Consider the following 22,977-nt stretch of genomic DNA (forward strand, 5'->3'; position numbering starts at 1 on the left):
CTGGTCGAGAGGCTAGGCCACTGATCCAGACCCCCCCAGCCCTCCGACGACGTGGGAGCACCTCGTGTCACCCGAGATCATCTCGATCCTGGCGTTGGTGGCGATCTTCGCGATCGCCACCTTCCTGCCGATCAACATGGGCGCCCTGGCCTTCGTGGCGGCCTTCCTGGTCGGCACCCTCGCCGTCGGGATGACCACCGACGACATCATCGCCGGCTTCCCCGGGGAGCTGGTGCTGACCCTCATCGGGGTCACCTACCTGTTCGCCATCGCCCAGAACAACGGCACCGTCGACCTGCTGGTCCGCGGCGCGGTCAAGCTCGTGGCCGGCCGGGTCGCCTTCATCCCGTGGATCATGTTCGCCGTCACCGGCGTGCTGACCGCCATCGGCGCGCTCGGCCCGGCGGCCGTGGCGATCATCGCCCCGATCGCGCTGGGCTTCGCCGCGCGGTACCGGATCAGCCCGCTGCTGATGGGCATGATGGTCGTGCACGGCGCGCAGGCCGGCGGGTTCTCCCCGATCAGCGTCTACGGCGTCACGGTCAACACGATCGTCGCCGACAACGACCTGCCCTCCTCGCCGGTCACGGTGTTCCTGGGCAGCCTGTTCTTCAACCTGGCGATCGGCGCGATCCTCTTCGTCGTCCTGGGCGGACGGAAGCTGGTGGGCCGCAAGGTCACCGACGACGTGGCCCCCGAGGCCACCGAGGCCACCGAGGCCACCGAGGCCACCGGGCCGGACACGTCGGTCGCGGTCAGCGGCCACGGCGCGTCCGCGGGCAGCGGGGTGGACACCCTGACGGCGACGGCGAAGGTCACCGTCGAGCAGGTCCTGACCCTGGTCGGGCTGGCCGCGCTGGTGCTCCTCGCCCTGGTCTTCGACCTGGACATCGGCTTCGTCTCCATCACCATCGCCACCGTGCTGGCGCTGTTCTCCGCCGCCCGGCACAAGGGCGCGGTCATGCAGATCAGCTGGACCACGGTGCTGCTGATCGCCGGCGTGCTCACCTACGTCTCGGTGCTGCAGGCCGCGGGCACCATCGAGTACGTCGGGGAGAGCGTCACCTCCATCGGCGCCCCGCTGCTCGTGGCCCTGCTGCTGGCCTACATCGGCGCCGTGGTCAGCGCGTTCGCCAGCTCCACGGCGATCATCGGGGTGGCCATCTCGCTGGCCGTGCCGTTCCTGCTGGCCGGGGAGATCGGCGCCGTCGGCGTCGTCGTCGCGCTGGCCGTGTCGGCCACGATCGTCGACGTCAGCCCGTTCTCCACCAACGGTGCCCTGGTGCTGGCCAACGCCCAGGACGTCGACCGCGACCGCTTCTACAAGCAGATCCTCGGCTACTCCGGGGTCGTCGTGCTGGTCGGGCCGCTCATCGCCTGGCTGGTCTTCGTCGTCCCCGGGTGGCTCTGATGAACGGAGACCCCATGACCGGCCCCCTCGACGGCACCCTCGTCGTCGACCTCACCCGGGCGCTCGCCGGCCCGCACGCCGGGATGATGCTCGGCGACCTGGGCGCCCGCGTGATCAAGGTGGAGAACCCCGGCAGCGGGGACGACACCCGCGGCTGGGGTCCGCCCTTCGTCGACCCGCCCGAGGGCGGCCGGGAGTCCACCTACTTCCTGTCGACGAACAAGAACAAGGAGTCGATCACCCTCGACCTCAAGGACGAGGCGGACAAGGCCACGTTGACCGAGCTGCTGCGCCGGGCCGACGTGCTGCTGGAGAACTTCCGCCCCGGCACCCTGGCCCGCCTCGGCTTCGGCACCGACGTGCTCGCCGAGCTCAACCCCCGGCTGGTGACGCTGGCGATCAGCGGGTTCGGCCACGACGGTCCCGAGGGCGGCCGCGCCGGGTACGACCAGATCGCCCAGGGCGAGGCCGGGCTGATGTCGCTGACCGGGTCCGGCCCCGACGACCCGCAGCGGGTCGGTGTCCCGATCGGTGACCTGCTGGCCGGGATGTACGGCGCCTACGGGGTGCTGGCCGCGCTGCTGGAGCGGGAGCGGACCGGCCGCGGGCAGGTCGTGCGCACCTCGCTGCTGGCCGCCGTCGTGGGTGTGCACGCCTTCCAAGGCACTGCCTGGACCGTCGCCGGGAAGGTCGGGCACGCCCAGGGCAACCACCACCCCTCGATCGCGCCGTACGGGCTGTTCCACTGCGCCGACGGCGGGTCGGTCCAGCTGTCCTGCGGGTCGGAGTCGCTGTGGCGCCGGCTCTGCACGGAGTTCGGGCTCGACGCCGAGGCCGACGGGCTGGCCACCAACGGCGAGCGCGTGGGCAACCGGCAGCGGGTGATCGAGCTGCTCGAGGGTGCCTTCGCCGGCATCGAGGCCGAGGCGCTGCTCGCCCGGTTGTCCGCCGCCGGGGTGCCCGCGGGCAAGGTGCGCACGATCGACGAGGTCTACGGCTGGGACCAGGCGCTGTCCCAGGGCCTGCTGGTCGACGTCGAGCACCAGACCCTGGGCGCGGTGCAGCTGCCCGGGCCGCCGCTGCGGTTCTTCGCCCCCTCCGCCGAGGGCGAGACCGAGACCACCCGCCGGGAGCACACCGCTCCCCCGGTGCTCGGCGCCGACGGCGACGCCATCCGGGCCTGGCTCGCGTCGTCGTCCGCCGGTGTCGCCCAGCCCGCCGAGGACGACGTCGAGGACGGGCACGCCACGTGACCGCGCCGCAGAAGCCGAAGCGGCTGGACGCCCGCTCGTTGCGCGACCTGGTCCTGGACCCGGGTTCCTGGACCAGCTGGGACACCCCGGTGTCCCCGCGCACCGAGGACGACGACTACGCCCGGGAGCTCGCCCGGGCCCGGGAGAAGACCGGCCAGGACGAGGCCGTGGTCACCGGAGAGGGACTGCTGCGCGGTCGACGGGTCGCCGTCGTCGCCGGGGAGTTCGGCTTCCTGGCCGGCTCGATCGGGGTGGCCACGGCCGAGCGGCTGATGTCCGCGGTCGAGCGGGCCACCTCGCTGGGCCTGCCCCTGCTGGCCTCCCCCGTCTCCGGGGGCACCCGCATGCAGGAGGGCACGGTCGCCTTCCTCCAGATGATCGGCATCACCGCGGCCATCGCCCGGCACAAGGAGGCCGGGCTGCCCTACCTCGTCTACCTGCGGGGCCCGACGTTCGGCGGGGTGCTGGCCTCCTGGGGCTCGCTGGGCCACGTGACCATCGCCGAGCCCGGGGCGGCCATCGGCTTCCTGGGCCCGCGGGTCTACGAGCAGCTCTACGGCGAGCCCTTCCCGGCCGACGTGCAGACCGCCGAGCACCTGGCCGAGCGTGGGCTGATCGACGCCGTCGTCCCGGCCGAGCAGGTCGCCGACGTCGCCGACCGGGCGCTGCGGGTGCTCGCCGCCCGGGCCACCTGGCACCGCGACGGACAGGTCGAGGGCCCGGTCGACGGTGACGGCACGGACGCCGACGACCCCGAGGACGGCCGCTCCGCCTGGGACGTCGTCACCGCCTCGCGCCGCACCGACCGGCCCGGCGTGCGCCGGCTGCTGCGCACCGCGGCCACCGACGTCGTGGCGCTCAACGGCACCGGGGCCGGGGAGTCCGACCCCGGGCTGCTGCTGGCGCTGGCCCGGTTCGGCGGCGCGCCCTGCGTCGTCCTCGGGCAGGACCGGCGCGGCCAGTCGCTGTCGGCCCCCCTCGGCCCGGCCGCGCTGCGCGAGGCCCGACGCGGGATGCGGCTGGCGGCGGAGCTGCGGCTGCCGCTGCTCACCCTCATCGACACCCCCGGCGCGGCGCTGTCGGTGGAGGCCGAGGAGGGCGGCCTGGCCGCGGAGATCGCCCGCTGCCTGTCCGACCTGGTGATGCTGCGCGCCCCCACGCTGGCGGTGCTGCTCGGCCAGGGCACCGGCGGTGGCGCGCTGGCGCTCGTGCCGGCCGACCGGGTGCTGGCCGCGGCCAACGGGTGGCTCGGGCCGCTCCCCCCGGAGGGCGCCTCGGCGATCGTGCACCGGGACACCGAGCACGCCGGGGAGATGGCCGCCGCGCAGGGCGTGCGGGCCACCGACCTGTGGCGGGCGGGCATCGTCGACCGGGTGGTGCCCGAGCGACCCGACGCCGCCGACGAGCCCACCGAGTTCTGCCTGCGGTTGGGCCGGGTGCTCGCCGAGGAACTCGCCGGGCTGCTCGGCCGGGACGACACCGAACGACGCCGCAGCCGGATGGCCCGCTACCGGGAGCTCGGCCGCCGGTGAGGGCCCGTCCGCGGCCGGACCGCCGGCCGGTGCGGCGGGTGCGCCCGGACCCGGGTGCACCTCCGCTGCCGACCGGGGTCTGGCCGCGGACCGTCCCCGCGGTCGAGCAGCTGCTCACCGAGGGCCTCTAGCTGCCGGCGGGGGCACTGGTCCTGGTCGGCGAGAACGGCTCCGGGAAGTCGACGCTGGTCGAGGCACTGGCCGTCACGCTGGGGCTCAACCCCGAGGGCGGGTCGGTGGGCTCCCGGATGCGGACCCGCCCCAGCGAGCCCCCACCGCTGGGCCTCGTCGTGGAGCGCAGCCCCGGCGCCCCGCGCTGGTCGTACTTCCTCCGCGACGAGACGCTGCACGGCCTCTACAGCCACCTGGAGCAGAACACGAACCCGTTCGGGCCGCCGGAGCCGGTGTTCCACTAGCTCAGCCACGGCGAGGCCTTCCTCACCCTGCTCGCCGAACGGGTGGCCGAGCCCGGTCTCTACCTGCTGGACGAACCCGACGCCGCCCTGTCGTTCACCGGGTCGCTCTCCCTCGTCGCACGGGTGCTCGACCTGGTCGCCGTCGGCGCACAGCTCGTGGTGGCCACCCACTCCCCCGTCGTCGCCGCGCTCCCCGGCGCGACGCTGCTCGAGGTCGGCCCGTGGGGCCTCCGCCCGGCGGTGTGGGAGGAGCTGGAGCTCACCGCCTCGTGGCGGCAGTTCCTCGGCGACCCTCAGTCGTTCCTGCGGCACCTGACCTGAGGGGTCAGCCGGTGGCGCGGCGGCTGGCGTCGGGGTCCAGGCGCTCCAGGACGGCGGTCAGCGCGTCGTGCAGGTGGGTGGTCTGCTCCGGGGTGAGCGCGGCGAACAGGCCCTCCCGGACGGCGTCGACGTGGCCCGGGGCAACGGTGCGGACGACGTCCCACCCCTCCTCGGTGAGCACCGCGACGTTGCCCCGGCCGTCGTCGGTGGCCCGCTCCCGGCGCACCCAGCCCCGGTCCTCCAACCGGGCGACGGTGTGCGAGAGCCGGCTCTGCGACTGGTTGGCCGCCCGGGCCAGCTCGCTCATCCGCCGGCTCCGGCCGGGTGCCTCCGACAGCATCGCGAGCACGACGTAGGCGGCGTGGGTGAGCCCGGCGTCGCGTTGGAGCTGCGCGTCCAGCGAGCGGGGCAGCAGCTCGGCCACGGCCAGCCACGCCCGCCAGGTCTGCTGCTGCTCCTCGTCGAGCCACGGTGATGCCACGCCGCGGACGGTAACGGCACCGACCCGGGACCGGCCCGTCGTGGACGACGGATCGACCGAGGCGCATGATTGGCAGTCGCCGGGTGAGAGTGCCAGCCCGGCCACCACCCGCGACGAGGAGTGAACACCGCCGTGCCCACGTACCAGTACGCCTGCACCAACCCCGAGACCAAGCACGAGTTCGAGGTGGTCCAGTCGTTCACCGACCCGGCGGTCGCGACCTGCCCCGAGTGCGGCGCCCCGGTGCGCAAGGTCTACGGCTCGGTGGGCGTGGTCTTCAAGGGCTCGGGCTTCTACCGCACCGACAGCCGTGAGTCGGGCAAGAAGGCCACCTCCTCCTCGGGCAGCAAGGACTCCGGGAGCAAGGAGTCCTCGTCCTCCACGAGCTCGGACTCATCGTCCAGCTCGTCGCCGTCGAAGGACTCCTCGTCCTCGAGCACCTCCTCGAGCACCTCCGGGTCGAGCTCTTCCTCCAGCGGCTCCAGCAGCAGCTCGCCGGCCAAGCCCGCCTGACCCCAGCACGAACCGGGCCGGCCGCGCTCGCGGCCGTCCACAACCGACCCACCCGTCCACAGCCGAGCCCGGCCGGCGCCGACGGGCGCCTCGCGGGCCCAGGCTGGGTCCGTGTCCGACTCGAGGTCCCGCCGCCGGGACGCCCCACCGCCCGGTCGTGCGTCGGTGGTCGCCTGGTGGCGCCGTCGGCCACGGCACCCGGTGCACCAGCTGCGCCGGGTGCTGGCCGGGCTGCTGGCGGTGGCGGCGCTCGTCCTGGCCCTGCGCCCGGTGCCGACCTCGGCCGGGTCTGCACCGCCGGAGACCGTCACCGACCCGGTGGTGGTCGCCGCGGGCGACCTGCCGGCGGGCACCGTCCTGGGCCCGGACGACGTGACCGTGCGGCAGCTCCCGGCCGACCTGGTGCCCGGCGGAGCCGTGCCCGACCCGGGGACGGTCGACGGGGTCGCCCTCGCCTCGGCGGTGCGGGCCGGTGAGGTGCTGACCGACGCCCGGCTGGTCGGGGCGGGCCTGTGGTCGCAGGTGCCGGCCGGGCACGTGGCAGCGCCCGTGCGGCTGGCCGACCTGGCCGTCGCCGCGCTGCTGCGCAGCGGGGACCGGGTCGACGTGCTGGCGTCCCGCCCCGGGCTCCCCACCGAGGTGGTGGTCGACGACGCGGTGGTGCTCGCCGTCCCCACCCCCGCCTCCGCCGACAGCACGGTGTCCGACGGGGCCGGACTGCTGGTCCTGGCCGTCGCCGAGGGTGACGCGGGGCGGCTGGCCGCGGCGTCGACCGAAGCGACACTGACCGTTACCCTCGGCCCGCCATGACCGGCCCACCCCCGGTGGTCCACCGGTCACCCTGCGTCGACTGAGGACACCACTCCATGCTCAAGGGCTTCAAGGACTTCCTGCTCCGCGGGAACATCGTCGACCTCGCGGTCGCCGTCGTCATCGGTGCCGCGTTCACCGCGGTCGTCACCTCGTTCACCACCGCGTTCCTGGAGCCCCTCATCGGGCTCATCGGCGGGGGCGGCGTCGACGGCGGCTCGTTCTTCGTGGACGGCCAGGAGTTCGCCTGGGGCGCCTTCATCAACCAGGTCATCACGTTCGCGCTCACCGCGGCGGTCGTCTACTTCGTCGTGGTGCTCCCGATGAAGAAGATCCTCGAGCGCCGCAAGTCCGGCGAGGAGGCCGGCCCGGTCGGCCCGACCCAGGTCGAGCTGCTCGTCGAGATCCGCGACCTGCTCCGCTCGCAGCAAGGCATGAGCCAGAAGGAGAACCCGATCGGCCCCGGGACCACGGCCCTGCCCGGCCAGCTCTGACCCCAGCACCCCCAGCACCACCGACGGCCCCCACGCGGCGCAGCGCGGGGGCCGTTCTGGTGCAGCCCTCTGGTCTGGCGGCTGGTCGGCCCGGTCGCAGGGCCCCGTGGCGCGCGGAGCGTGCCGTGGGCGACCAGGTCCTTCCTTCAGTCGCTGCCCCAGTGCGGGGGCCGGTCCTCCAGGTACCGGGCGTCCCGGTCGTGCTCCTCGGGCCGCTCCCCCCAGCCGACGTCGCTGTCGTCCGGCGCCCGCTCGCGAACCGGTGCCGCCGCAGCGGGCGGGGTCACCGGCTGCCCGAGGCCCTCCAGCACGACCGCGCCCGGCAGCGCGGCCAGCACCGCCCCGGGGACGGCGAGCTTGCTGCCCCGGGTGCCCGAGCCGACGACCAGCAGCTCGCCGGCGGCCACGGCGGCGTCGACCAGCACGGGCCAGTCCCCCGGCAGCCCGACCGGGGTGATGCCGCCGTACGTCATCCCCGACTCGGCGACGGCGACGTCCTGCGGGGCGAAGGAGGCCTTGCGGGCACCCAGGTGGCGGCGGACGAGGCCGTTGACGTCGGCGCGGGTGTCGGCCCGCACCAGGCAGGCGGCCAGCGTCGTCCCCGCACCGCGCCGGGCGGCGACCACGACGCAGTTGGCCGAGGCCGCCAACGGCACGGCGTAGGCGTCGCTGAACGCGGCGGTGTCGGCCAGGTCGTCGTCGATCTCGGCCACCCACGCCGGACCGGTGAGTCCGGCGAGGGCGGCGGCCACCGGGGCGCCGAGCAGGTCGGGGCGGTCGGCGGCGGGGACCCAGGTGAGGCTCCCGAGCTGCGGTGCGGTCATGGCCTGATCGTGCCCCCGACTGTCCGGGAGCGGCCGGCCGGGCCAGGATGACGGTCGTGATCGGCCAGCTGCACTCCTACGTCATCGACGCCCCCGACGCGCACACGTTGGCCGGCTTCTACGCCGAGCTGCTCGGGATGGAGGTGCGCGGCGAGCCCGGCGACGACTGGGTGGTGGTCACCGGCGCGGGCTACCGGCTGGCCTTCCAGCAGGCCCCGGACCTGCAGCCCCCGGACTGGCCCGACCCGGCCCGCCCGCAGCAGGCGCACCTGGACGTCCGGGTGGCCGACATCGACACCGCCGAGCCCGCCGTGCTCGCCCTGGGCGCCACCCGGCTCCCCGGCGCCGGCGGCGACTTCCGGGTCTACGCCGACCCGGTCGGACACCCCTTCTGCCTGGTCTGGGACGCCCCGCTCCCGCCGCCCGCACCCGAGGAGACCCGATGACCCGGCCAGACCTGGCGCAGGCCAGTGCCTTCGTCACCGCCACCGGCTTCACCCCCGCCGAGATGACCGGCACCCGGGTCACCGGCACGGTGGAGCTCGGCCCGGACCAGCACACCCCCTGGGGCGTGGTGCACGGCGGCGTCTACGCGGCCGTGATCGAGTCCGCGGCCAGCATCGGGGCCAGCGCCGCGGTCGCCGACCGGGGCCAGTTCGCCGTCGGGGTGAACAACTCCACCGATTTCCTCCGCCCGGCGACCGAGGGCCGGCTCGACGTGCTGGCCGAACCGGTGCAGCAGGGTCGCACCCTGCAGCTGTGGCTGGTCACGCTCACCCGCGCCGAGGACGGCAAGACCGTGGCCCGCGGCCAGGTGCGGCTGCAGAACGTCCCGCTGCCCGGCGCGTGAGCACCCCGGCCGGCGCGGCGGTCGCGGCTGCGGTCGCCTGCGCCGGGCGCCTCGGACTGACCTGCGCGGACCCCCGGCTGCTCTCCGACGGTGTCAACGCGGTGGTCCACCTGGCGCCGGCCCCGGTGGTCGCCCGGGTGGCGACGGCGACCCGACTGCTCCGACCCGACGTCTCGCGCACGTTCGGCCGGGAGGTGGCGCTGGCGACGGCGCTCACCGCCGCGGGCGCCGCCGTCGTCCCCCCGTCGGACCTGCTCCCGCCCGGCCCCCACGTGCAGGACGGCCTGGTGCTGTCCTTCTGGCGGTTCGCCGAGCTGACCGGTGAGCAGCCGACCGCGCAGGTGGCCGGCCGGGCCCTCGGTGAGCTGCACGAGGTGCTCGCGAGCCTGCCCGCGCCGGCGGGCGCCTTCCTGGACACCCCGCTCGAGGACGTCGCGGTCTTCGCCGCCACCGGCGCGGACCTCGGGGCACGGCCGGACCACGTGGAGCGGGTCGGTGCACTGCTGGAGGCGGTGCGCCCCCGGCTGACCGGACCGTCGGGGGCGCTGCACGGGGACGCGCACCCCGGGAACCTGCTGGGCACCACGACGGGTTGGCGGTGGACCGACCTGGAGGACACCTCACCGGGGCCGGTCGGCTGGGACCTGGCCTGCCTGCGTTCCACCGGCCGGCTGGACGGCCGGGCCGCGGTGGACGCCACCCCGCACCCGCTGTCGGACGCCGACCTCGAACCGCTCCTGCTGCTGCGCCTGCTGCACGGGGCGGCCTGGTCCCAGGTCGTGGCGTCCCGGGACCCCGGGTACCGCCGACAGGCCGACGAGCGGCTGGCCGCGGCCGTGGCCGAGGTCAGCCGGTCGGTGCGCGGCTGACCACCGCGGGGTCGACCACGACGCGGAAGAGCGCCCGCGGGTCCTGCATCGCCGCCGGAGGGCGCACCGCCCCGCGGGGGACGACGGCGGCGAAGCGGGCCGGCCTCCGGTGCGGGAGCAGCTCGCGCCCGGCGAAGGCGTACTCACCGGTGACCCGGCCCAGCAGCAGATCGCTCCCGCCGGCCAGCGGGAGGGCGACGTGGTCGCCGACGGCCACGTCGTCGAGGAGGGCGCTGAGCTGCCGCAGGTCCTTGGCCGGGCGTCTCCCGGTCAGCTCGTGGGCCAGTGACCGCAGCGCGGCGGGGTCGAGGCCGGTGGCGTCCACGTCGACCCCGGACTGGGTGCCCAGGCCGACGACCCCGGTGGCCATCGCGGCACCCAGCTCGGGGTGCGCCCGGGGACGGACCACCCACACCGCGGTGCCCTCCGGCGCCGGGGACCGCGGCACGTCCCCCGGGTCGGGCCAGACGTACTCGAGGTCGTCCGGGTCGTCCGGGAACAGCGGTCGGTAGGTGCCCGGCTCCTTGGCCACCAGCTTCGACCGGTGTGACCGGTGCACCGCCTCGTCACCCACCCAGGCCGGCAGCCGGCCGGCGGCAGCCAGCTCGGCCTGGCTGCCCACGCCGGGAGCGAACTCCTCGATCTGGGCGGCGGTGCTGTCGGCGAAGCCCCGGGCAGCCCACTCAGCCGCCACGTCGAGGCCGTACCGCACGAGCGCCGGGGTGTGCCCGCGCCACATCCGTACCGCCGGGTGGGTGGCCCACCCGTAGTCGGGCAGCTCGAGCGCCCGGAGCACCTGCAGGGTCTCCACGCGCTGCTTGCCCAACCGGGGCGCGTCCAGCAGGCGTGCGCTGGCGGCGAAGTCGGCCACCGGGAGGAAGGTCTGCACCGGGTCCAGTCTGGGTCAGTCCAGCGCGGCCAGCTCGGTGAGCGCGTCCTCCCAGCGGGTCCGGCGCTCGTCGTCGGACTGCTCCCACCACGCCGTGCCGCGCTCCCCCAGCCCGGTCTTGGCCGCCTGCACCCGGGCCCGCGCCGCACGCACCGCGTCGTCGTCGCCGGCCTTCTTCGCCGTCCGCACCCCGCTGCGCCCCACGCCCAGGTGGTGCAGCAGCTGCTCGCGCACGTCATCGGGCAGCTGGGGGTCCTGGGTGCGCCACCGGCGACCGTCCACGACGATCCAGCGACCGTCGGCGGTGTGCTCGACCTCGCGGGTCACCGGGCGAGCCGGCGGGCCAGCTCGGGCAGCACCCGGCCCAGGGGCGCGTCGACGCGCACGTCGGCCTTCTCGTCACCCCGGGTGGGCCCGGAGTTGACGATCGCGACCGGGATGCCCTCCTTGGCCGCGCGCAGCACGAAGCGGTAGCCGCTCATCACGGTCAACGACGAGCCCAGCACGACCAGCGAGCGGGCGCAGGTGACCAGGTCGAAGGCGGTGTCGACCCGCTCGCGCGGCACGGTCTCGCCGAAGAAGACGACGTCGGGCTTGAGCGGTCCCCCGCCGCAGACGAGGCAGTCGACCATCACGAAGCCGTCGAGGGCCTCCTCGGGCAGCTCGACGTCGCCGTCGGGGTTGACCTCGCCCTCCACCGGCTCGGGCCGGAAGCCGGGGTTGGCCTCCCGCAGCCGGACGTCGAGGGCGGCCCGGTCGGCGACGTCCCCGCACTGCAGGCAGACCGTGCGGTCCAACCCGCCGTGCAGCTCCAGCACGTCCGAGGCGCCCCCGGCCTGGTGCAGGCCGTCGACGTTCTGGGTGACGATCCCGCCGAGCAGCCCGGCGTGCTGCAGGGCCGCGACCGCGCGATGCCCGTCGTTGGGGCGGGCGTGCGCGATCTGCCGCCAGCCGACGAAGCTGCGCGCCCAGTACCGGTGCCGACCGGCCGGGTCGCGGGTGAAGGTCTGCCAGGTCATCGGGGTGTGCCGACGCAGCGAACCGGTGGCGCCCCGGTAGTCCGGGATGCCCGAGTCGGTGGACAGCCCCGCCCCGGACAGCACCACGGCGTTGCCGTTGCCGACCAGCGCGGCGAGGTCGTCCAGCCCGGCGACGACGGGACCGGCATCGGTCAGCGGAGCACCCACGCGGCCCATCGTCCCCGGTGCGCAGACCGCGCGCCATCAGGTCAGGTCGGCGTCCAGCCTCTCGAGCATCCCGTCGTAGAGCCGGCGCAGGCCCTTCGGCGCGAACGTGCGCTCGAAGAAGCCACCGATCCCGCCGGCGCCCTGCCACGTGGTGCGCACCCCCACGGTCGAGCTGTCCGGCCCGGCCGGGCGCACCGTCCAGGTGGTGACCATGGAGGAGTTGGCGTCGCTCTCCACGAGGCCACCGGCGTCGGGGAGCTCGGACACCGAGATCACCTGGTCGCGCACCCGCTTCTCGGTCGCGGCGAGCTTCCAGTGCACCCGGGTGCCGGCGCCCTGCCCGCCCGACTCGACCCGGTACTCGCTGAACTGCGGGCCGGCGATGCGCTGGCGGGTGCCCGCGTAGTCGGCGAGGGCGGCGTGCACCCGCTCGGCGGGAGCGTGCACGACTCGTTCTGCGGTGGCGACGACCTGACCCATGCGCCCAGTCTCCCGCGCGGGTCACCGGTCCCGCCGACGGGGCACCCAGAGCGCGCACCCCTGCGTCGACCCGGCCCGCACCCCCTCGCAGGCCGGGTCCTCCAGCGGCCAGTCGAGCAGGCCGCTGTCGGGGTCGAGCACCAGCAGGTCGGCCCGGTACGACCAGCCGTTCAGGAACACCTCGCAGTCGCAGAACCCGCCGCGGGCCGCCAGCCGGCGCAGCAGCGCGGTGGCCCGCGGTGCGCAGCGCTCGCGCCAGCGCCGGGCCCAGCGCGGCGTGGTGTCGCAACCGAACTGGCCGGTCATCCGGGCCAGGTAGCAGAAGACGCACTCGCCGGGGTCGGGTGCGGTGAGGGCCTCGGCGAGCTCGGCGACGAACTCCTCGGCCTCGGTCGCGGGGGTGTGGGTCATCGGTGCCTCCTGGGGTGTGGGAGGCCGAGCCGACCACCGCCCACCGACGGGAGCGGGCCGTCGTCCACAGCCCGGCCCGCCGTCCACAGGCGCCCTCAGCCGGCGAGTGCCACCGCGTGCCGGGCGATCTGCAGCTCCTCGTCGGTGGGCACCACCAGGACGTGCACCGCCGTGCCGTCCGGGCTGACCACCCGGGGTCCCCGGTCGGCCGCGGTGTTGCGGGCCGGGTCGAGGGCCAGCCCCAGGTGCCCGAGCCCGTCGAGCACCCGGGCGCGCACCTCGGGGCTGTTCTCCCCCACGCCCGCGGTGAAGACCAGCCCGTCGAGTCCCCCGAGGTGGGCCAGGTAGGCGCCCACGTAGCCGCGGATGCGGTGTGCGTAGACGCGCAGCGCGGCCTCGGCCCGGTCGTCGCCGTCCGCGGCTGCGCCCAGCACGTCGCGCAGGTCGCCGCTGCCGGTCAGCCCGGTCAGCCCGCTGCGGCGGTTCAGCAGCGTGTCCAGGTCGTCGGCGTCCAGGCCGTTGCGCATCAGGTGCAGCAGGGCGCCGGGGTCCAGGTCGCCGCCGCGGGTGCCCATGACCAGGCCCTCCAGCGGGGTGAGCCCCATGGAGGTGGCGACCGACCGGCCGGCGTCGACCGCGCAGGCCGACGCGCCGTTGCCCAGGTGCAGCACGACCAGCTTGGCGTCGGGCCGACCCAGCAGCCCGGCCGCGACCTGGGAGACGTACTCGTGCGAGCTGCCGTGGAAGCCGTAGCGGCGCACCCCGAACCGGGCGGCGACGTCGACGTCGATCGCGTAGGTCGAGGCCTCCGCCGGCATCGTGGCGTGGAAGGCGGTGTCGAACACGGCCACCTGCGGGACGGCGGGGAAGGCCGCGCGGGCGGCCCGGATGCCCAGCAGGCCGGGCGGGTTGTGCAGCGGCGCCAGCGAGGACAGCTCGTCGACGGCGGCCTCGACGTCGTCGTCGACCACCACCGGGGCGCTGAAGCGGGACCCGCCGTGCACCACCCGGTGACCCACCACGCCGGGGGCGAGGTCCGGCCCGTGTTCGGCGAAGGTCGCGGTCATCAGCTCCAGCGCGGCGGCGTGGTCGGCCAGCGCGGTCTGCACGGTCACGTCGACGTCGTCCGTGCGGTGCCGGATCGAGCCGCCGGCGCCGATCCGCTCGACGAGGCCGTGGGCGAGCACCCGCTCGTCGGCCATGTCCAGCAGCCGGTACTTCAGCGAGGAGGAGCCGCTGTTGAGCACCAGGACGACGCTCACGATCCGGCCGCCTGCACCGCGGTGATGGCGATGGTGTTGACGATGTCGCGCACGGTGGCCCCTCGGGACAGGTCGTTGACCGGCTTGTTCAGGCCCTGCAGCACCGGGCCCATGGCGACCGCACCGGCCGAGCGCTGGACCGCCTTGTAGGTGTTGTTGCCGGTGTTCAGGTCGGGGAAGACGAACACGGTGGCCCGCCCGGCGACGGCCGAGCCCGGCATCTTCGACGCACCCACCGTCGGGTCGGCCGCGGCGTCGTACTGCATGGGCCCGTCGACGACGAGCTCCGGGGCGCGCTCGCGGACCAGTGCGGTGGCGGCCCGCACCTTCTCCACGTCGGCACCGGACCCGCTGTCCCCGGTCGAGTAGGACAGCATCGCGATCCGCGGCTCGATGCCGAACCGGGTGGCCGTGGCGGCCGAGCTGATCGCGATGTCGGCCAGCTGGGCGGCGTCGGGCTCGGGGTTGACCGCGCAGTCGCCGTAGACCAGCACCCGGTCGGCCAGCGCCATGAGGAAGACGCTGGACACCACGGACACCCCGGGCCGGGTGCGGATGACCTCGAACGCCGGCCGGATGGTGTGCGCGGTGGTGTGCGCGGCGCCGGACACCATCCCGTCGACCAGGCCGAGCTGGACCATCATCGTGCCGAAGTACGACACGTCCGGGACGACGTCGCGGGCGGCCTCCACGGTCATTCCGCGGTGCGCGCGCAGTCGGGCGTACTCCTCGGCGAAGCGTCCGCGCAGCTCCTCGTCGAAGGGGTCGACCACCGCGGCGTCGGCGATGTCGAGGCCCAGCTCGGAGGCCCGGCCCCGCACCTTGCTCTCCTCGCCGAGCAGGGTCAGCCGAGCGATCCGGCGGGACAGCACGATGGCCGCGGCGCGCAGCACCCGGTCGTCGTCCCCCTCGGGGAGCACGACGTGCTGCTGGGCCGCACGGCTGCGCTCGGTGAGCACGTGCTCGAACATCAGCGGCGTCACCACGTCAGAGGGGACGACGGCCAGCCGGTCGAGCAGCTCCCGGGTGTCGACCGCCTCGTCGAACATCGCGATCGACGTCTCGGTCTTGCGCGGGGAGTCCGCGGCCATCAGCCCGCGGGTGCGGATGACCCGGGCGGTGGTGTCGAACGTGCCCAGCGCGGTGCGCACGATCGGCAACGAGGAGCCGATGCCCGCGATCAGCCGCACGAAGGGCTCGGGCAGGTCGATGCCGCCGTTGAGCAGGATGCCGGTCGGCGAGGGGTAGGTGCCCGAGGCGTGCGCCGTCATCACCGCCAGCACGACGTCGGGCCGATCCCCGGGGACGACGACGACCGACCCCTCGGTGATCCGGGGCAGCACGTTGACCATCGACATCGCAGCGACGACGACGGCCATCGCCTCCCGGCTCATCAGCTCGGGGTCACCGGCGACCAGCTCGCCGTCGACCGCCGCGGCGACCGAGGCGAACGTCGGGGCGATGAGGAACGCCTCCTCCGGGATGCCCCAGACCGGCAGGTCGGTGACGCCGCGGACGGCGGCCAGCCCCTCCTCGAGCCGCTCGGGGTCGGCCCGGTTGAGCACCACCGCGAGCACCCCGGCGTGCTCGGCGGCCAGCTCGCGCAGGGCGGGCTCGGCGACGGCGGCGAGGTCGGCCGGGGGGCGCGCGGGCGCCTGGCCGAGGTGCTCGGCGCCGGCGGCGTCCCGCCCGCCCAGCACGAGCACCACCGGGGTGCCCAGGTTCGCCGCGATCCGGGCGTTGTAGGACAGCTCGGTCGGGGAGCTGACGTCGGTGAAGTCCGAGCCGACGACGACGACCGCGTCGCAGCGGGCCTCCACGGCCTTGAACCGCTCGACGACCCGGGCGAGGGCGGCGTCGCCGTCGGTGTGCACGTCGTCGTAGCCCACCCCGACGGCGTCGGCCGGGTCGACCTCGGCGGTGGCGTGCTGCAGCAGCAGGTCCAGCACGTGGTCGGGCTCGGTGGTGCTGCGGGCGATCGGCCGGAAGACCCCGACCCGGCCGACCTCGCGGGCCAGCGTGGTCAGCAGACCCAGGGCGACGATCGACTTGCCGGAGTGCCCCTCGACGGAGGCGACGTAGACGCTGCGGGCCACGGTCAGGCTCCCTCGGGCCGTGCTCTCGATGCGCGGGAGCACCGGCGAGCGGGGGTCGGTGACGTGGTCGACGGTACCGAGCGCCCGCGGCCGGCGTTGATCAGCTCCGACGACCACCGTGCGTCCTCAGCCACCGGCGTCGGTGGAGGAGGACGCACTCTGGTCGTCCCAGCTGATCAACGCCGAGGGGTCAGCCGGCCGTCGTCATGTCCCCGGTCGCCGGGACCCCTGTGGCCAGGCCGTACTGCAGGTGGACGCTCCCCTTCGGGCTGGCCACCGGCGGGGCCAGGAGCGTGAGGTTCGTCGGCACCGCACCGCCGCTGAACACCGTCTTGCCGGTGCCGAGCACGATCGGGTGCAGCCAGAGGTCGAGCCGGTCGAACAGCTGCTCGCGGAGCAGGGTCTGCACCAGGTCCACGCTGCCGACGACCACCACCTTCTCGTGCCGGTCCCGGACCTCGCGGACGGCGGCCGGCAGGTCCGGGCCCAGGTGCTGCGACCCGCCCCAGGAGAGGTCGGGCGTGCCGCGGGAGGCGACGTACTTGGGGATGCGGTTGAACAGCTGCGCGAACCCGTCGTCCTGGTGCGGCCAGTACGCGCTGAAGATCGCGTGCGTGCGCCGGCCCAGCAGCAGCGCGTCGCACCCCTCGTAGGCAGCAGCGACCTGTGCGCCCGCGACCTCGTCGACCAACGGCGCCTGCCAGCCGCCGAAGCGGAAGCCGCCGTCGGTGTCCTCCTCGGGGCCGCCCGGCGCCTGCGCGACGAGGTCGAGGGTGGCGAACAGCTCGATCTGGATGGTGCCCACGGCCGGCTCCCGGTGTCTCGGTGGTCTCTGCGGTGGAGACCGAGCCGGGCGGGAGGACTCATCGGAGCTGGGTGCCCCCAGCAGGATTCGAACCTGCGACACACGGTTTAGGAAACCGATGCTCTATCCCCTGAGCTATGGGGGCCCGGGGAGTACCGGCAGAGGCTACCGGGCGCGTCGCGCCGCGCCGGGGAACGTCTGGCCGACCATGATCGTCAGAACGGACAGGGGCGGGATCCGGGTCCAACGGTTACCTTTTCTGTCCGGTGCACGTTCCGGCGACGACGCCGGCAGGAGGTGGAACGCATGACGAGCAGCACCCGCGAGATCCGGGTCGAGGACGCCCCGGCCCGGAACCGTTTCGAGGTCAGCGTCGACGACCAGGTCGTCGGGCTGGCCAGCTACCACGTCGAGGGCGACGTCATGACGCTCCCGCACACCGAGGTCTCGCCGGCCGTGGCCGGTCAGGGCCTGGGCACCACGCTGGTGGCCGCCGTCCTCGCCAGTGCCCGTGAGCGGCACCTGACCGTGCTCCCCTACTGCTCCTTCGTGCGGCACTACCTCCACGAGCACCCGGCCGACGTCGACCTGGTGGCCGAGGCCGACCGCCCGCACTTCGGCCTGGAGCTCACCTCCAACTGAGCGGGCAGGGCCCGGAACCGCCGTTTACCGTCGACCGGTGCCGACTGCCGTCTCCTGGTTCCGCCGCGACCTCCGCCTCGCCGACAACCCCGCCCTCCTCGCCGCCCGCGACGTCGGCGACGTGCTCCCGCTGTTCGTCCTCGACCCGGCGATCTGGGAGAAGTCCGGCGACCCGCGGCGGCACTTCCTGGCCGGCTGCCTGGCCGAGCTGCACGAGGCCACCGACGGGCGCCTGGTGATCCGGCGCGGCAAGCCCGAGGACGTCGTCCCCGCCGTGGCCCGTGAGGTCGGGGCGCAGAGCGTGCACGTCGCCGGCGACACCGGCCCGTACGGCCGCAAGCGGGACCGGGCCGTGGAGAAGGCCCTCGGTGACGTCGAGCTGGTGCGCACCGGCTCGGCCTACGCCGTCGCCCCGGGCACGATCACCAAGGACGACGACACCCCCTTCAAGGTGTTCACCCCGTTCTCCCGGCGCTGGCGCGAGCACGGCTGGCCCGACCCCGCGCCCCGGCCCACGAAGGTCAGCTGGGCGCACGCCGAGAGCGAGGACCTCCCCGAGGCCCCCGACCTGGGTGACACCGAGGTGCTGGAGGCCGGTGAGAAGGCGGCCCGAAAGCAGTGGAAGCGGTTCCTCGACGAGCGGATCGCCGACTACGACGACCAGCGCGACCGCCCCGACCTGGACACCACCAGCCGGATGTCGGCGCACCTGCACTTCGGCACCGTCCACCCGCGCACCCTGCTGCACGACATCGCGGAGTCCGGGCAGAAGGGTGCCGGGGTCGACACCTACGTCACCGAGCTGTGCTGGCGGGAGTTCTACGCCGACGTGCTGTGGCACCGGCCCGAGACCGCCCGCGAGTACTACAACGACGAGCTCGCCGGCATGACGTACGCGACGGGGAAGGCCGCCGACGAGGACTTCGAGGCCTGGGCCACCGGCCACACCGGCTTCCCCGCCGTCGACGCCGCGATGCGCCAGCTGCTGGCGCAGGGCTGGATGCACAACCGGATGCGGATGATCACCGCCAGCTTCCTGGTGAAGGACCTGCACCAGGAGTGGACCCGCGGCGCGCGGTACTTCATGCAGCACCTGGTCGACGGCGACCTGGCCAGCAACAACCACGGCTGGCAGTGGGTCGCCGGCACCGGCACCGACGCCGCGCCCTACTTCCGGGTCTTCAACCCGGTCACCCAGGGCAAGAAGTTCGACCCGGACGGCGAGTACGTGCGCCGCTGGGTGCCCGAGCTGCGCGACCTGGACGCCAAGCACGTGCACGAGCCGTGGAAGGCCCCGGACGGCGTCCCGGAGGGCTACCCCGAGGTCATGGTGGACCACAAGCACGAGCGCGAGGTCGCCCTGGACCGCTACGCGAAGGCCCGCGGGAAGTAGCGCCGGGGGCTGTGCCCGCTGCGACAACGAGCGGGTCAGCTGAGCCAAGACCCGGGCGGTGCCCGGCGACAGGGTGGACGACGACACGACGGTCCGCCCACGCTCGGAGGCCCCATGACGATCGCGCCGCCAGACCCCACCACGACGACGCCGGGCACGAGGTCCGTCGTCCGGGGTGCCTGTCCGCACGACTGCCCCGACACCTGCGCGATGCTGGTGACCGTCGAGGACGGCCGCGCCGTCAAGGTGGCCGGCGACCCCGACCACCCGTACACCGCCGGCGGTCTGTGCGTGAAGGTCAACAACTACCTGGACCGGGTGTACGACCCCGGCCGCGTGCTGTTCCCGATGCGCCGCACCGGCCCGAAGGGCAGCGGCCAGTTCGAGCGGATCAGCTGGGACGACGCGATCGCCGAGATCGCCACCCGGCTCGCGGACACCGTCGCCGAGTTCGGGCCCGAGTCGGTCATGCCGGTCAGCTACCTCGGCACCCAGGGCATCCTCAACGGGCTCAACGTGGGCGACCCGTTCTTCGCGAAGCTCGGTGCCACGGTCGCCGAGCGCACCTACTGCGACTCCGGCTCCTGCACCGCCTACGCGATGACCATCGGCGACACCGCCGGGGTGGACCCGGAGAGCCTGGTGCACTCCCGGTTCATCCTGATCTGGGCCTGCAACGTGCAGAGCACGAACCTGCACCTGTGGCCCTACATCACCGAGGCGCGCAAGCGCGGCGCCAAGGTCGTCGTGGTCGACCCGGTGAAGACCCGGACGGCGGCCGCCGCCGACCAGCACATCGCGCTGCGCCCGGGCACCGACGGCGCCCTCGCGCTGGCCATGGCGCACGTGGTCATCGCCGAGGGGCTGACCGACGACGACTACGTCGAGCACTTCACCGTCGGCTACCCCGAGTTCGCCGAGCGGGTCGAGCAGTACACCCCGGAGTGGGCCGAGGGCGAGACCGGCGTCCCGGCCGAGACCATCCGCACCCTGGCCCGGGAGTACGCGACCGCCCAGCCCTCGGTCATCCGGATCGGGGTCGCCGTCGAGCGGCACGCCGGCGGCGGCCAGGCGGTCCGCGCCCTGTCCTGTCTGCCCGGCCTGGTCGGCGCGTGGCGCAAGCCCGGCGGCGGCATCCTGCAGCTCCCGCTGTGGGCCTTCCCGGTCAACTGGGGTGCGTTCATGCACCCGGAGATGCTCACCCCCGGCACCCGGGTGGTGAACCAGTTCCGGCTGGGCTCGGCCCTGGCCGGCGAGCTGGACGGACCACCGCTGAAGGCGTTGTTCGTCTACAACTCCAACCCGGTCGTGGTCTGCCCCGACCAGGACAAGCTGATCGCCGGGCTGCAGCGCGAGGACCTCTTCACCGTGGTCAGCGAGCAGTTCATGACCGACACCGCGGACTACGCCGACATCGTGCTGCCGGCGACCACCCAGCTCGAGCAGGACGACGTCATGTTCAGCTGGGGCCACCTGTTCGTGACCTACAACCACCGCTCGATCGAGCCGCTGGGCGAGGCGGTGCCCAACACCGAGGTGTTCCGGCGGCTGGCCGCGGCGATGGGCTTCGACGACCCGGTCTTCCGGCGCACCGACGCCGAGATGATCGCCGAGGCCTTCGACTGGTCGCACCCGCACATGCAGGGCATCACCGTCGAGAAGCTGCAGGAGCTCGGCTGGATGCGGCTCAACGTGCCCTCGCCCGACGAGTACGCCCCGCACGCCCAGGGCGGCTTCCCGACCGCGTCGGGCAAGGTCGAGTTCCTCGCCTCCGCGGCGGCCGGCGGGAACTTCGTCGTCCCGCTGTTCCGGCAGGGCTCGAACGACCACCAGCCCGGGCAGGCCGTCGACCCGTTGCCGCACTACATCCCGCCGCGGGAGAACGCCGCCGGCGACCCGTCGCTGTCGACCAGGTACCCGCTGAACCTGCTGACGCCCAAGTCGCACGCCTACCTGAACTCCAGCTTCGGCAACCACGAGTTCCACCGCAAGGTGCAGAAGGAGGCCACGCTCGTCCTGCACCCCGACGACGCGGCCGCCCGCGGCATCACCGACGGCGCCCAGGTGCAGGTGTTCAACGACCGCGGCCGGTTCACCGTCGTCGCCAAGCTCGACCGCACCCTGCTGCCCGGGGTGGTGGTCAGCGCGATGGGCTCGTGGCGCAAGCACAGCCGGGCCGGCGCCACGCTCGCCGCGGTGAACCCGACCGCGTTCGCCGACCTGGGCAACGCCCCGACGTTCTCCGACACCCTGGTGGAGGTCGAGATCGCCTGAGCCGCCGGGTGGGGCGCGGTGCACGATGGGCCCCTGACCGACGCACCTCACCGAGGAGGAGCCGCATGACGAGCACGGCCACCGAGACCTACCGGGCCGCCCGGGACCAGCTGCTGGCGTTGCGGGGTGAGCACGCGCGCGCCGTCGAGGAGTTCGCCTGGCCCGATCTGGGCGAGCGCTTCAACTGGGCGCACGACTGGTTCGACGCCTACGCCCGCGAGGACCAGGGCACCGCGCTGTGGATCGCCGAGGCCGACGGCAGCGAGGCGCGGTGGTCCTTCGCCGAGATGGTCCGCCGCTCGGACCAGGTGGCCCGCTGGCTCTCCTCGGTGGGCGTCGGCCGGGGTGACCGGGTGGTGCTCATGCTGGGCAACCAGGTGCAGCTGTGGGAGTCGATGCTGGCGGTGATGAAGCTCGGCGCGGTGATCATGCCGACGACGACGGCGCTGGGCCCGGCAGACCTGGTCGACCGGATCGAGCGCGGGGGTGCCGCGCACGTGGTCGCCAACGCCGCCGACGCCGCCAAGTTCGCCGACGTCCCGGGCGACTACACCCGCATCGCGGTCGGCGACCCGGTGGAGGGCTGGCTGTCCTACGCCGAGGCCGACGGTGCCGACGACGGCCCGGTCGAGCACCCGGGGACGGCCCCGGGCGACCCGCTGCTGCTGTACTTCACCTCGGGGACGACGTCGCGGCCCAAGCTGGTCGAGCACACCCAGGTCAGCTACCCGCTCGGGCACCTGTCGACGGTGTACTGGCTGGGCCTGCAGCCCGGCGACGTGCACCTCAACATCAGCTCACCGGGCTGGGCCAAGCACGCCTGGTCCTGCTTCTTCGCCCCGTGGATCACCGGCGCCACGATCTACCTCTACAACTACGCCCGCTTCGACGCCCCCGCGCTGCTGGAGCGGATCCGCTCGGCCGGCATCACCACGTTCTGCGCCCCGCCCACGGTGTGGCGGATGCTCATCCAGGCCGACCTCTCCGGCGGCCCCGGGTCGCTGCGCGAGGTCATCGCGGCCGGTGAACCGCTCAACCCCGAGGTGATCTCCCAGGTGGAGAAGGCCTGGGGACTGACCCTGCGCGACGGGTTCGGGCAGACCGAGATGACCGCCGTGGTCGGCAACACCCCCGGCGCGCCGGTCAAGCCCGGCTCGATGGGCCGGCCGCTGCCGGGCTGCCCGGTGGTGCTGGTCGACCCGGTCACCGGGGAGGTCGGGGACGAGGGCGAGATCTGCCTGGACCTCGCCGCACACCCGCTCCCGCTGATGACCGGGTACGCCGGCGACCCGCAGCGCAACGCCGAGGCGATGGCCGGCGGTTACTACCACACCGGGGACGTGGCGACCCGGGACGCCGAGGGGTACATCACCTACGTCGGGCGCACCGACGACGTGTTCAAGGCCAGCGACTACAAGATCAGCCCGTTCGAGCTGGAGAGCGTGCTCATCGAGCACCCCGCCGTCGCCGAGGCCGCCGTCGTCCCGGCCCCGGACCCGGTGCGCGCCGCGGTCCCCAAGGCCTACGTCGCGCTGGCGGCCGGGCACGAACCGACCGCGGAGACCGCCCGGTCGATCCTGGCGCACGCCCGGGCGAACCTGGCCCCGTTCCTGCGGGTCCGCAAGATCGAGTTCTACGAGCTGCCCAAGACCATCAGCGGGAAGATCCGCCGGGTCGAGCTGCGGCAGCGCGAGGAGGCCGGCGACGGCGGGTCCACGGAGTTCAGCGACACCGACTTCCCCGACCTGCGCGGCTGAGGAGACC

At 74.3% G+C, this 22,977-nt stretch carries 25 protein-coding genes, 1 tRNA gene and 1 pseudogene; 16 read left to right on the forward strand and 11 right to left on the reverse strand.

Going from position 1 to position 22,977, the window contains the following annotated elements:
- The first annotated feature begins 64 nt into the window (after nucleotides 1–64).
- The 6 genes and pseudogenes from ASG36_RS05275 to ASG36_RS22270 all read left to right on the forward strand — a co-directional run bounded on the left by ASG36_RS05275 (nucleotide 65) and on the right by ASG36_RS22270 (nucleotide 4,933).
- Nucleotides 65–1,411, forward strand: coding sequence for an SLC13 family permease (locus ASG36_RS05275; RefSeq protein ID WP_055760314.1), 1,347 nt, complete (start codon nucleotides 65–67; stop codon nucleotides 1,409–1,411).
- Between the two features lie 14 nt (nucleotides 1,412–1,425).
- Nucleotides 1,426–2,664, forward strand: coding sequence for a CaiB/BaiF CoA-transferase family protein (locus tag ASG36_RS05280; protein WP_200944333.1), 1,239 nt, complete (start codon nucleotides 1,426–1,428; stop codon nucleotides 2,662–2,664).
- Nucleotides 2,661–4,196 (forward strand): carboxyl transferase domain-containing protein, encoded by a 1,536-nt coding sequence (locus tag ASG36_RS05285; protein WP_055760320.1) that lies wholly within the window; start codon nucleotides 2,661–2,663, stop codon nucleotides 4,194–4,196. Before ASG36_RS05280 ends, ASG36_RS05285 begins: the two co-directional genes overlap by 4 nt.
- 152 nt (nucleotides 4,197–4,348) lie before the next feature.
- Nucleotides 4,349–4,423: pseudogene (locus ASG36_RS23060) on the forward strand (hypothetical protein); the annotation flags it as partial.
- A 21-nt stretch (nucleotides 4,424–4,444) separates the two neighbouring features.
- Nucleotides 4,445–4,612: a hypothetical protein gene (locus ASG36_RS22265; RefSeq protein ID WP_200944334.1), complete on the forward strand. Its 168-nt coding sequence runs from the start codon at nucleotides 4,445–4,447 to the stop codon at nucleotides 4,610–4,612.
- A 27-nt stretch (nucleotides 4,613–4,639) separates the two neighbouring features.
- Nucleotides 4,640–4,933, forward strand: a complete 294-nt coding sequence (locus ASG36_RS22270; protein ID WP_255354619.1) for an AAA family ATPase — start codon at nucleotides 4,640–4,642, stop codon at nucleotides 4,931–4,933.
- 4 nt (nucleotides 4,934–4,937) lie between these two features.
- Here ASG36_RS22270 and ASG36_RS05295 read toward each other — a convergent pair whose 3' ends face one another.
- Nucleotides 4,938–5,414, reverse strand: coding sequence for a MarR family winged helix-turn-helix transcriptional regulator (locus tag ASG36_RS05295; RefSeq protein ID WP_055760322.1), 477 nt, complete (start codon nucleotides 5,412–5,414; stop codon nucleotides 4,938–4,940).
- Between the two features lie 132 nt (nucleotides 5,415–5,546).
- Between ASG36_RS05295 and ASG36_RS21395 the strand changes: the two genes are divergently transcribed.
- The 3 genes from ASG36_RS21395 (at nucleotide 5,547) to mscL (ending at nucleotide 7,231) form a co-directional block, all read left to right on the forward strand.
- A complete protein-coding gene (locus tag ASG36_RS21395; RefSeq protein ID WP_082522932.1) occupies nucleotides 5,547–5,927 on the forward strand; it encodes an FmdB family zinc ribbon protein in 381 nt (126 codons plus the stop codon).
- Between the two features lie 111 nt (nucleotides 5,928–6,038).
- Nucleotides 6,039–6,737: a Flp pilus assembly protein CpaB gene (gene cpaB, locus ASG36_RS05305; protein WP_235494607.1), complete on the forward strand. Its 699-nt coding sequence runs from the start codon at nucleotides 6,039–6,041 to the stop codon at nucleotides 6,735–6,737.
- A gap of 56 nt (nucleotides 6,738–6,793) precedes the next feature.
- On the forward strand, nucleotides 6,794–7,231 hold the full coding sequence (mscL, locus tag ASG36_RS05310) for a large conductance mechanosensitive channel protein MscL (protein ID WP_055760332.1): 438 nt from the start codon (nucleotides 6,794–6,796) through the stop codon (nucleotides 7,229–7,231).
- A 146-nt stretch (nucleotides 7,232–7,377) separates the two neighbouring features.
- On the opposite strand, the gene ASG36_RS05315 is transcribed toward mscL, so the two are convergent.
- Nucleotides 7,378–8,055, reverse strand: a complete 678-nt coding sequence (locus ASG36_RS05315) for a YbaK/EbsC family protein (RefSeq protein ID WP_055760334.1) — start codon at nucleotides 8,053–8,055, stop codon at nucleotides 7,378–7,380.
- 56 nt (nucleotides 8,056–8,111) lie between these two features.
- Here ASG36_RS05315 and ASG36_RS05320 point away from each other — a divergent pair, with 56 nt between their 5' ends.
- From ASG36_RS05320 to ASG36_RS05330, 3 genes are read left to right on the forward strand one after another with little or no spacing between them, the layout of a single operon-like run.
- Nucleotides 8,112–8,501, forward strand: a complete 390-nt coding sequence (locus ASG36_RS05320; RefSeq protein ID WP_200944336.1) for a VOC family protein — start codon at nucleotides 8,112–8,114, stop codon at nucleotides 8,499–8,501.
- On the forward strand, nucleotides 8,498–8,905 hold the full coding sequence (locus ASG36_RS05325) for a PaaI family thioesterase (protein ID WP_055760341.1): 408 nt from the start codon (nucleotides 8,498–8,500) through the stop codon (nucleotides 8,903–8,905). The genes ASG36_RS05320 and ASG36_RS05325 overlap by 4 nt, the downstream gene beginning before the upstream one ends.
- Nucleotides 8,902–9,774, forward strand: coding sequence for a phosphotransferase (locus ASG36_RS05330; protein ID WP_055760343.1), 873 nt, complete (start codon nucleotides 8,902–8,904; stop codon nucleotides 9,772–9,774). The genes ASG36_RS05325 and ASG36_RS05330 overlap by 4 nt, the downstream gene beginning before the upstream one ends.
- Here ASG36_RS05330 and ASG36_RS05335 read toward each other — a convergent pair.
- The 9 genes from ASG36_RS05335 to ASG36_RS05375 all read right to left on the reverse strand — a co-directional run bounded on the left by ASG36_RS05335 (nucleotide 9,752) and on the right by ASG36_RS05375 (nucleotide 17,049).
- On the reverse strand, nucleotides 9,752–10,663 hold the full coding sequence (locus ASG36_RS05335) for an MSMEG_6728 family protein (RefSeq protein ID WP_055760346.1): 912 nt from the start codon (nucleotides 10,661–10,663) through the stop codon (nucleotides 9,752–9,754). The genes ASG36_RS05330 and ASG36_RS05335 overlap by 23 nt on opposite strands.
- 15 nt (nucleotides 10,664–10,678) lie before the next feature.
- The gene (locus ASG36_RS05340; RefSeq protein ID WP_055760349.1) at nucleotides 10,679–10,990 is read right to left on the reverse strand and encodes a hypothetical protein; all 312 of its coding nucleotides are present in this window, start codon (nucleotides 10,988–10,990) and stop codon (nucleotides 10,679–10,681) included.
- On the reverse strand, nucleotides 10,987–11,859 hold the full coding sequence (locus ASG36_RS05345; protein ID WP_055760352.1) for an NAD-dependent protein deacetylase: 873 nt from the start codon (nucleotides 11,857–11,859) through the stop codon (nucleotides 10,987–10,989). The genes ASG36_RS05340 and ASG36_RS05345 overlap by 4 nt, the downstream gene beginning before the upstream one ends.
- 27 nt (nucleotides 11,860–11,886) lie before the next feature.
- Nucleotides 11,887–12,330: an SRPBCC family protein gene (locus ASG36_RS05350; RefSeq protein ID WP_055760355.1), complete on the reverse strand. Its 444-nt coding sequence runs from the start codon at nucleotides 12,328–12,330 to the stop codon at nucleotides 11,887–11,889.
- 21 nt (nucleotides 12,331–12,351) lie between these two features.
- Nucleotides 12,352–12,741: a DUF2695 domain-containing protein gene (locus ASG36_RS05355; RefSeq protein ID WP_055760358.1), complete on the reverse strand. Its 390-nt coding sequence runs from the start codon at nucleotides 12,739–12,741 to the stop codon at nucleotides 12,352–12,354.
- 95 nt (nucleotides 12,742–12,836) lie between these two features.
- Nucleotides 12,837–14,003 (reverse strand): acetate/propionate family kinase, encoded by a 1,167-nt coding sequence (locus tag ASG36_RS05360; RefSeq protein ID WP_055760360.1) that lies wholly within the window; start codon nucleotides 14,001–14,003, stop codon nucleotides 12,837–12,839.
- A complete protein-coding gene (gene pta / locus ASG36_RS05365; RefSeq protein ID WP_055762519.1) occupies nucleotides 14,000–16,099 on the reverse strand; it encodes a phosphate acetyltransferase in 2,100 nt (699 codons plus the stop codon). The genes ASG36_RS05360 and pta overlap by 4 nt, the downstream gene beginning before the upstream one ends.
- Nucleotides 16,100–16,289: 190 nt before the next feature.
- Complete coding sequence (locus ASG36_RS05370; RefSeq protein WP_055760363.1) at nucleotides 16,290–16,904, reverse strand: dihydrofolate reductase family protein; 615 nt, start codon at nucleotides 16,902–16,904, stop codon at nucleotides 16,290–16,292.
- 72 nt (nucleotides 16,905–16,976) lie between these two features.
- Nucleotides 16,977–17,049, reverse strand: a tRNA-Arg gene (locus ASG36_RS05375).
- A 161-nt stretch (nucleotides 17,050–17,210) separates the two neighbouring features.
- Here ASG36_RS05375 and ASG36_RS05380 point away from each other — a divergent pair.
- The 4 genes from ASG36_RS05380 to ASG36_RS05395 all read left to right on the forward strand — a co-directional run bounded on the left by ASG36_RS05380 (nucleotide 17,211) and on the right by ASG36_RS05395 (nucleotide 22,970).
- Nucleotides 17,211–17,546: a GNAT family N-acetyltransferase gene (locus ASG36_RS05380; RefSeq protein WP_055760368.1), complete on the forward strand. Its 336-nt coding sequence runs from the start codon at nucleotides 17,211–17,213 to the stop codon at nucleotides 17,544–17,546.
- 37 nt (nucleotides 17,547–17,583) lie between these two features.
- Nucleotides 17,584–18,939, forward strand: a complete 1,356-nt coding sequence (locus ASG36_RS05385) for a deoxyribodipyrimidine photo-lyase (RefSeq protein ID WP_055760372.1) — start codon at nucleotides 17,584–17,586, stop codon at nucleotides 18,937–18,939.
- Nucleotides 18,940–19,053: 114 nt separating this feature from the next.
- On the forward strand, nucleotides 19,054–21,213 hold the full coding sequence (locus tag ASG36_RS05390; protein WP_055760375.1) for a molybdopterin-dependent oxidoreductase: 2,160 nt from the start codon (nucleotides 19,054–19,056) through the stop codon (nucleotides 21,211–21,213).
- Nucleotides 21,214–21,278: 65 nt separating this feature from the next.
- Nucleotides 21,279–22,970: an AMP-binding protein gene (locus tag ASG36_RS05395; RefSeq protein WP_055760379.1), complete on the forward strand. Its 1,692-nt coding sequence runs from the start codon at nucleotides 21,279–21,281 to the stop codon at nucleotides 22,968–22,970.
- Nucleotides 22,971–22,977: the final 7 nt, after the last annotated feature.

The sequence above is a fragment of the Geodermatophilus sp. Leaf369 genome, assembly GCF_001424455.1.
Lineage (GTDB): Bacteria > Actinomycetota > Actinomycetes > Mycobacteriales > Geodermatophilaceae > Klenkia.

Coding starts and splice junctions, on each gene's coding strand:
- ASG36_RS05280 (WP_200944333.1), top strand. CDS start 1,426: ATGACCGGCCCCCTCGACGGCACCCTCGTCGTCGACCTCACCCGGGCG.
- ASG36_RS22265 (WP_200944334.1), top strand. CDS start 4,445: ATGCGGACCCGCCCCAGCGAGCCCCCACCGCTGGGCCTCGTCGTGGAG.
- mscL (WP_055760332.1), top strand. CDS start 6,794: ATGCTCAAGGGCTTCAAGGACTTCCTGCTCCGCGGGAACATCGTCGAC.
- ASG36_RS05315 (WP_055760334.1), bottom strand. CDS start 8,055: ATGACCGCACCGCAGCTCGGGAGCCTCACCTGGGTCCCCGCCGCCGAC.
- ASG36_RS05325 (WP_055760341.1), top strand. CDS start 8,498: ATGACCCGGCCAGACCTGGCGCAGGCCAGTGCCTTCGTCACCGCCACC.
- ASG36_RS05345 (WP_055760352.1), bottom strand. CDS start 11,859: ATGGGCCGCGTGGGTGCTCCGCTGACCGATGCCGGTCCCGTCGTCGCC.
- ASG36_RS05350 (WP_055760355.1), bottom strand. CDS start 12,330: ATGGGTCAGGTCGTCGCCACCGCAGAACGAGTCGTGCACGCTCCCGCC.
- ASG36_RS05355 (WP_055760358.1), bottom strand. CDS start 12,741: ATGACCCACACCCCCGCGACCGAGGCCGAGGAGTTCGTCGCCGAGCTC.
- ASG36_RS05380 (WP_055760368.1), top strand. CDS start 17,211: ATGACGAGCAGCACCCGCGAGATCCGGGTCGAGGACGCCCCGGCCCGG.
- ASG36_RS05390 (WP_055760375.1), top strand. CDS start 19,054: ATGACGATCGCGCCGCCAGACCCCACCACGACGACGCCGGGCACGAGG.
- ASG36_RS05395 (WP_055760379.1), top strand. CDS start 21,279: ATGACGAGCACGGCCACCGAGACCTACCGGGCCGCCCGGGACCAGCTG.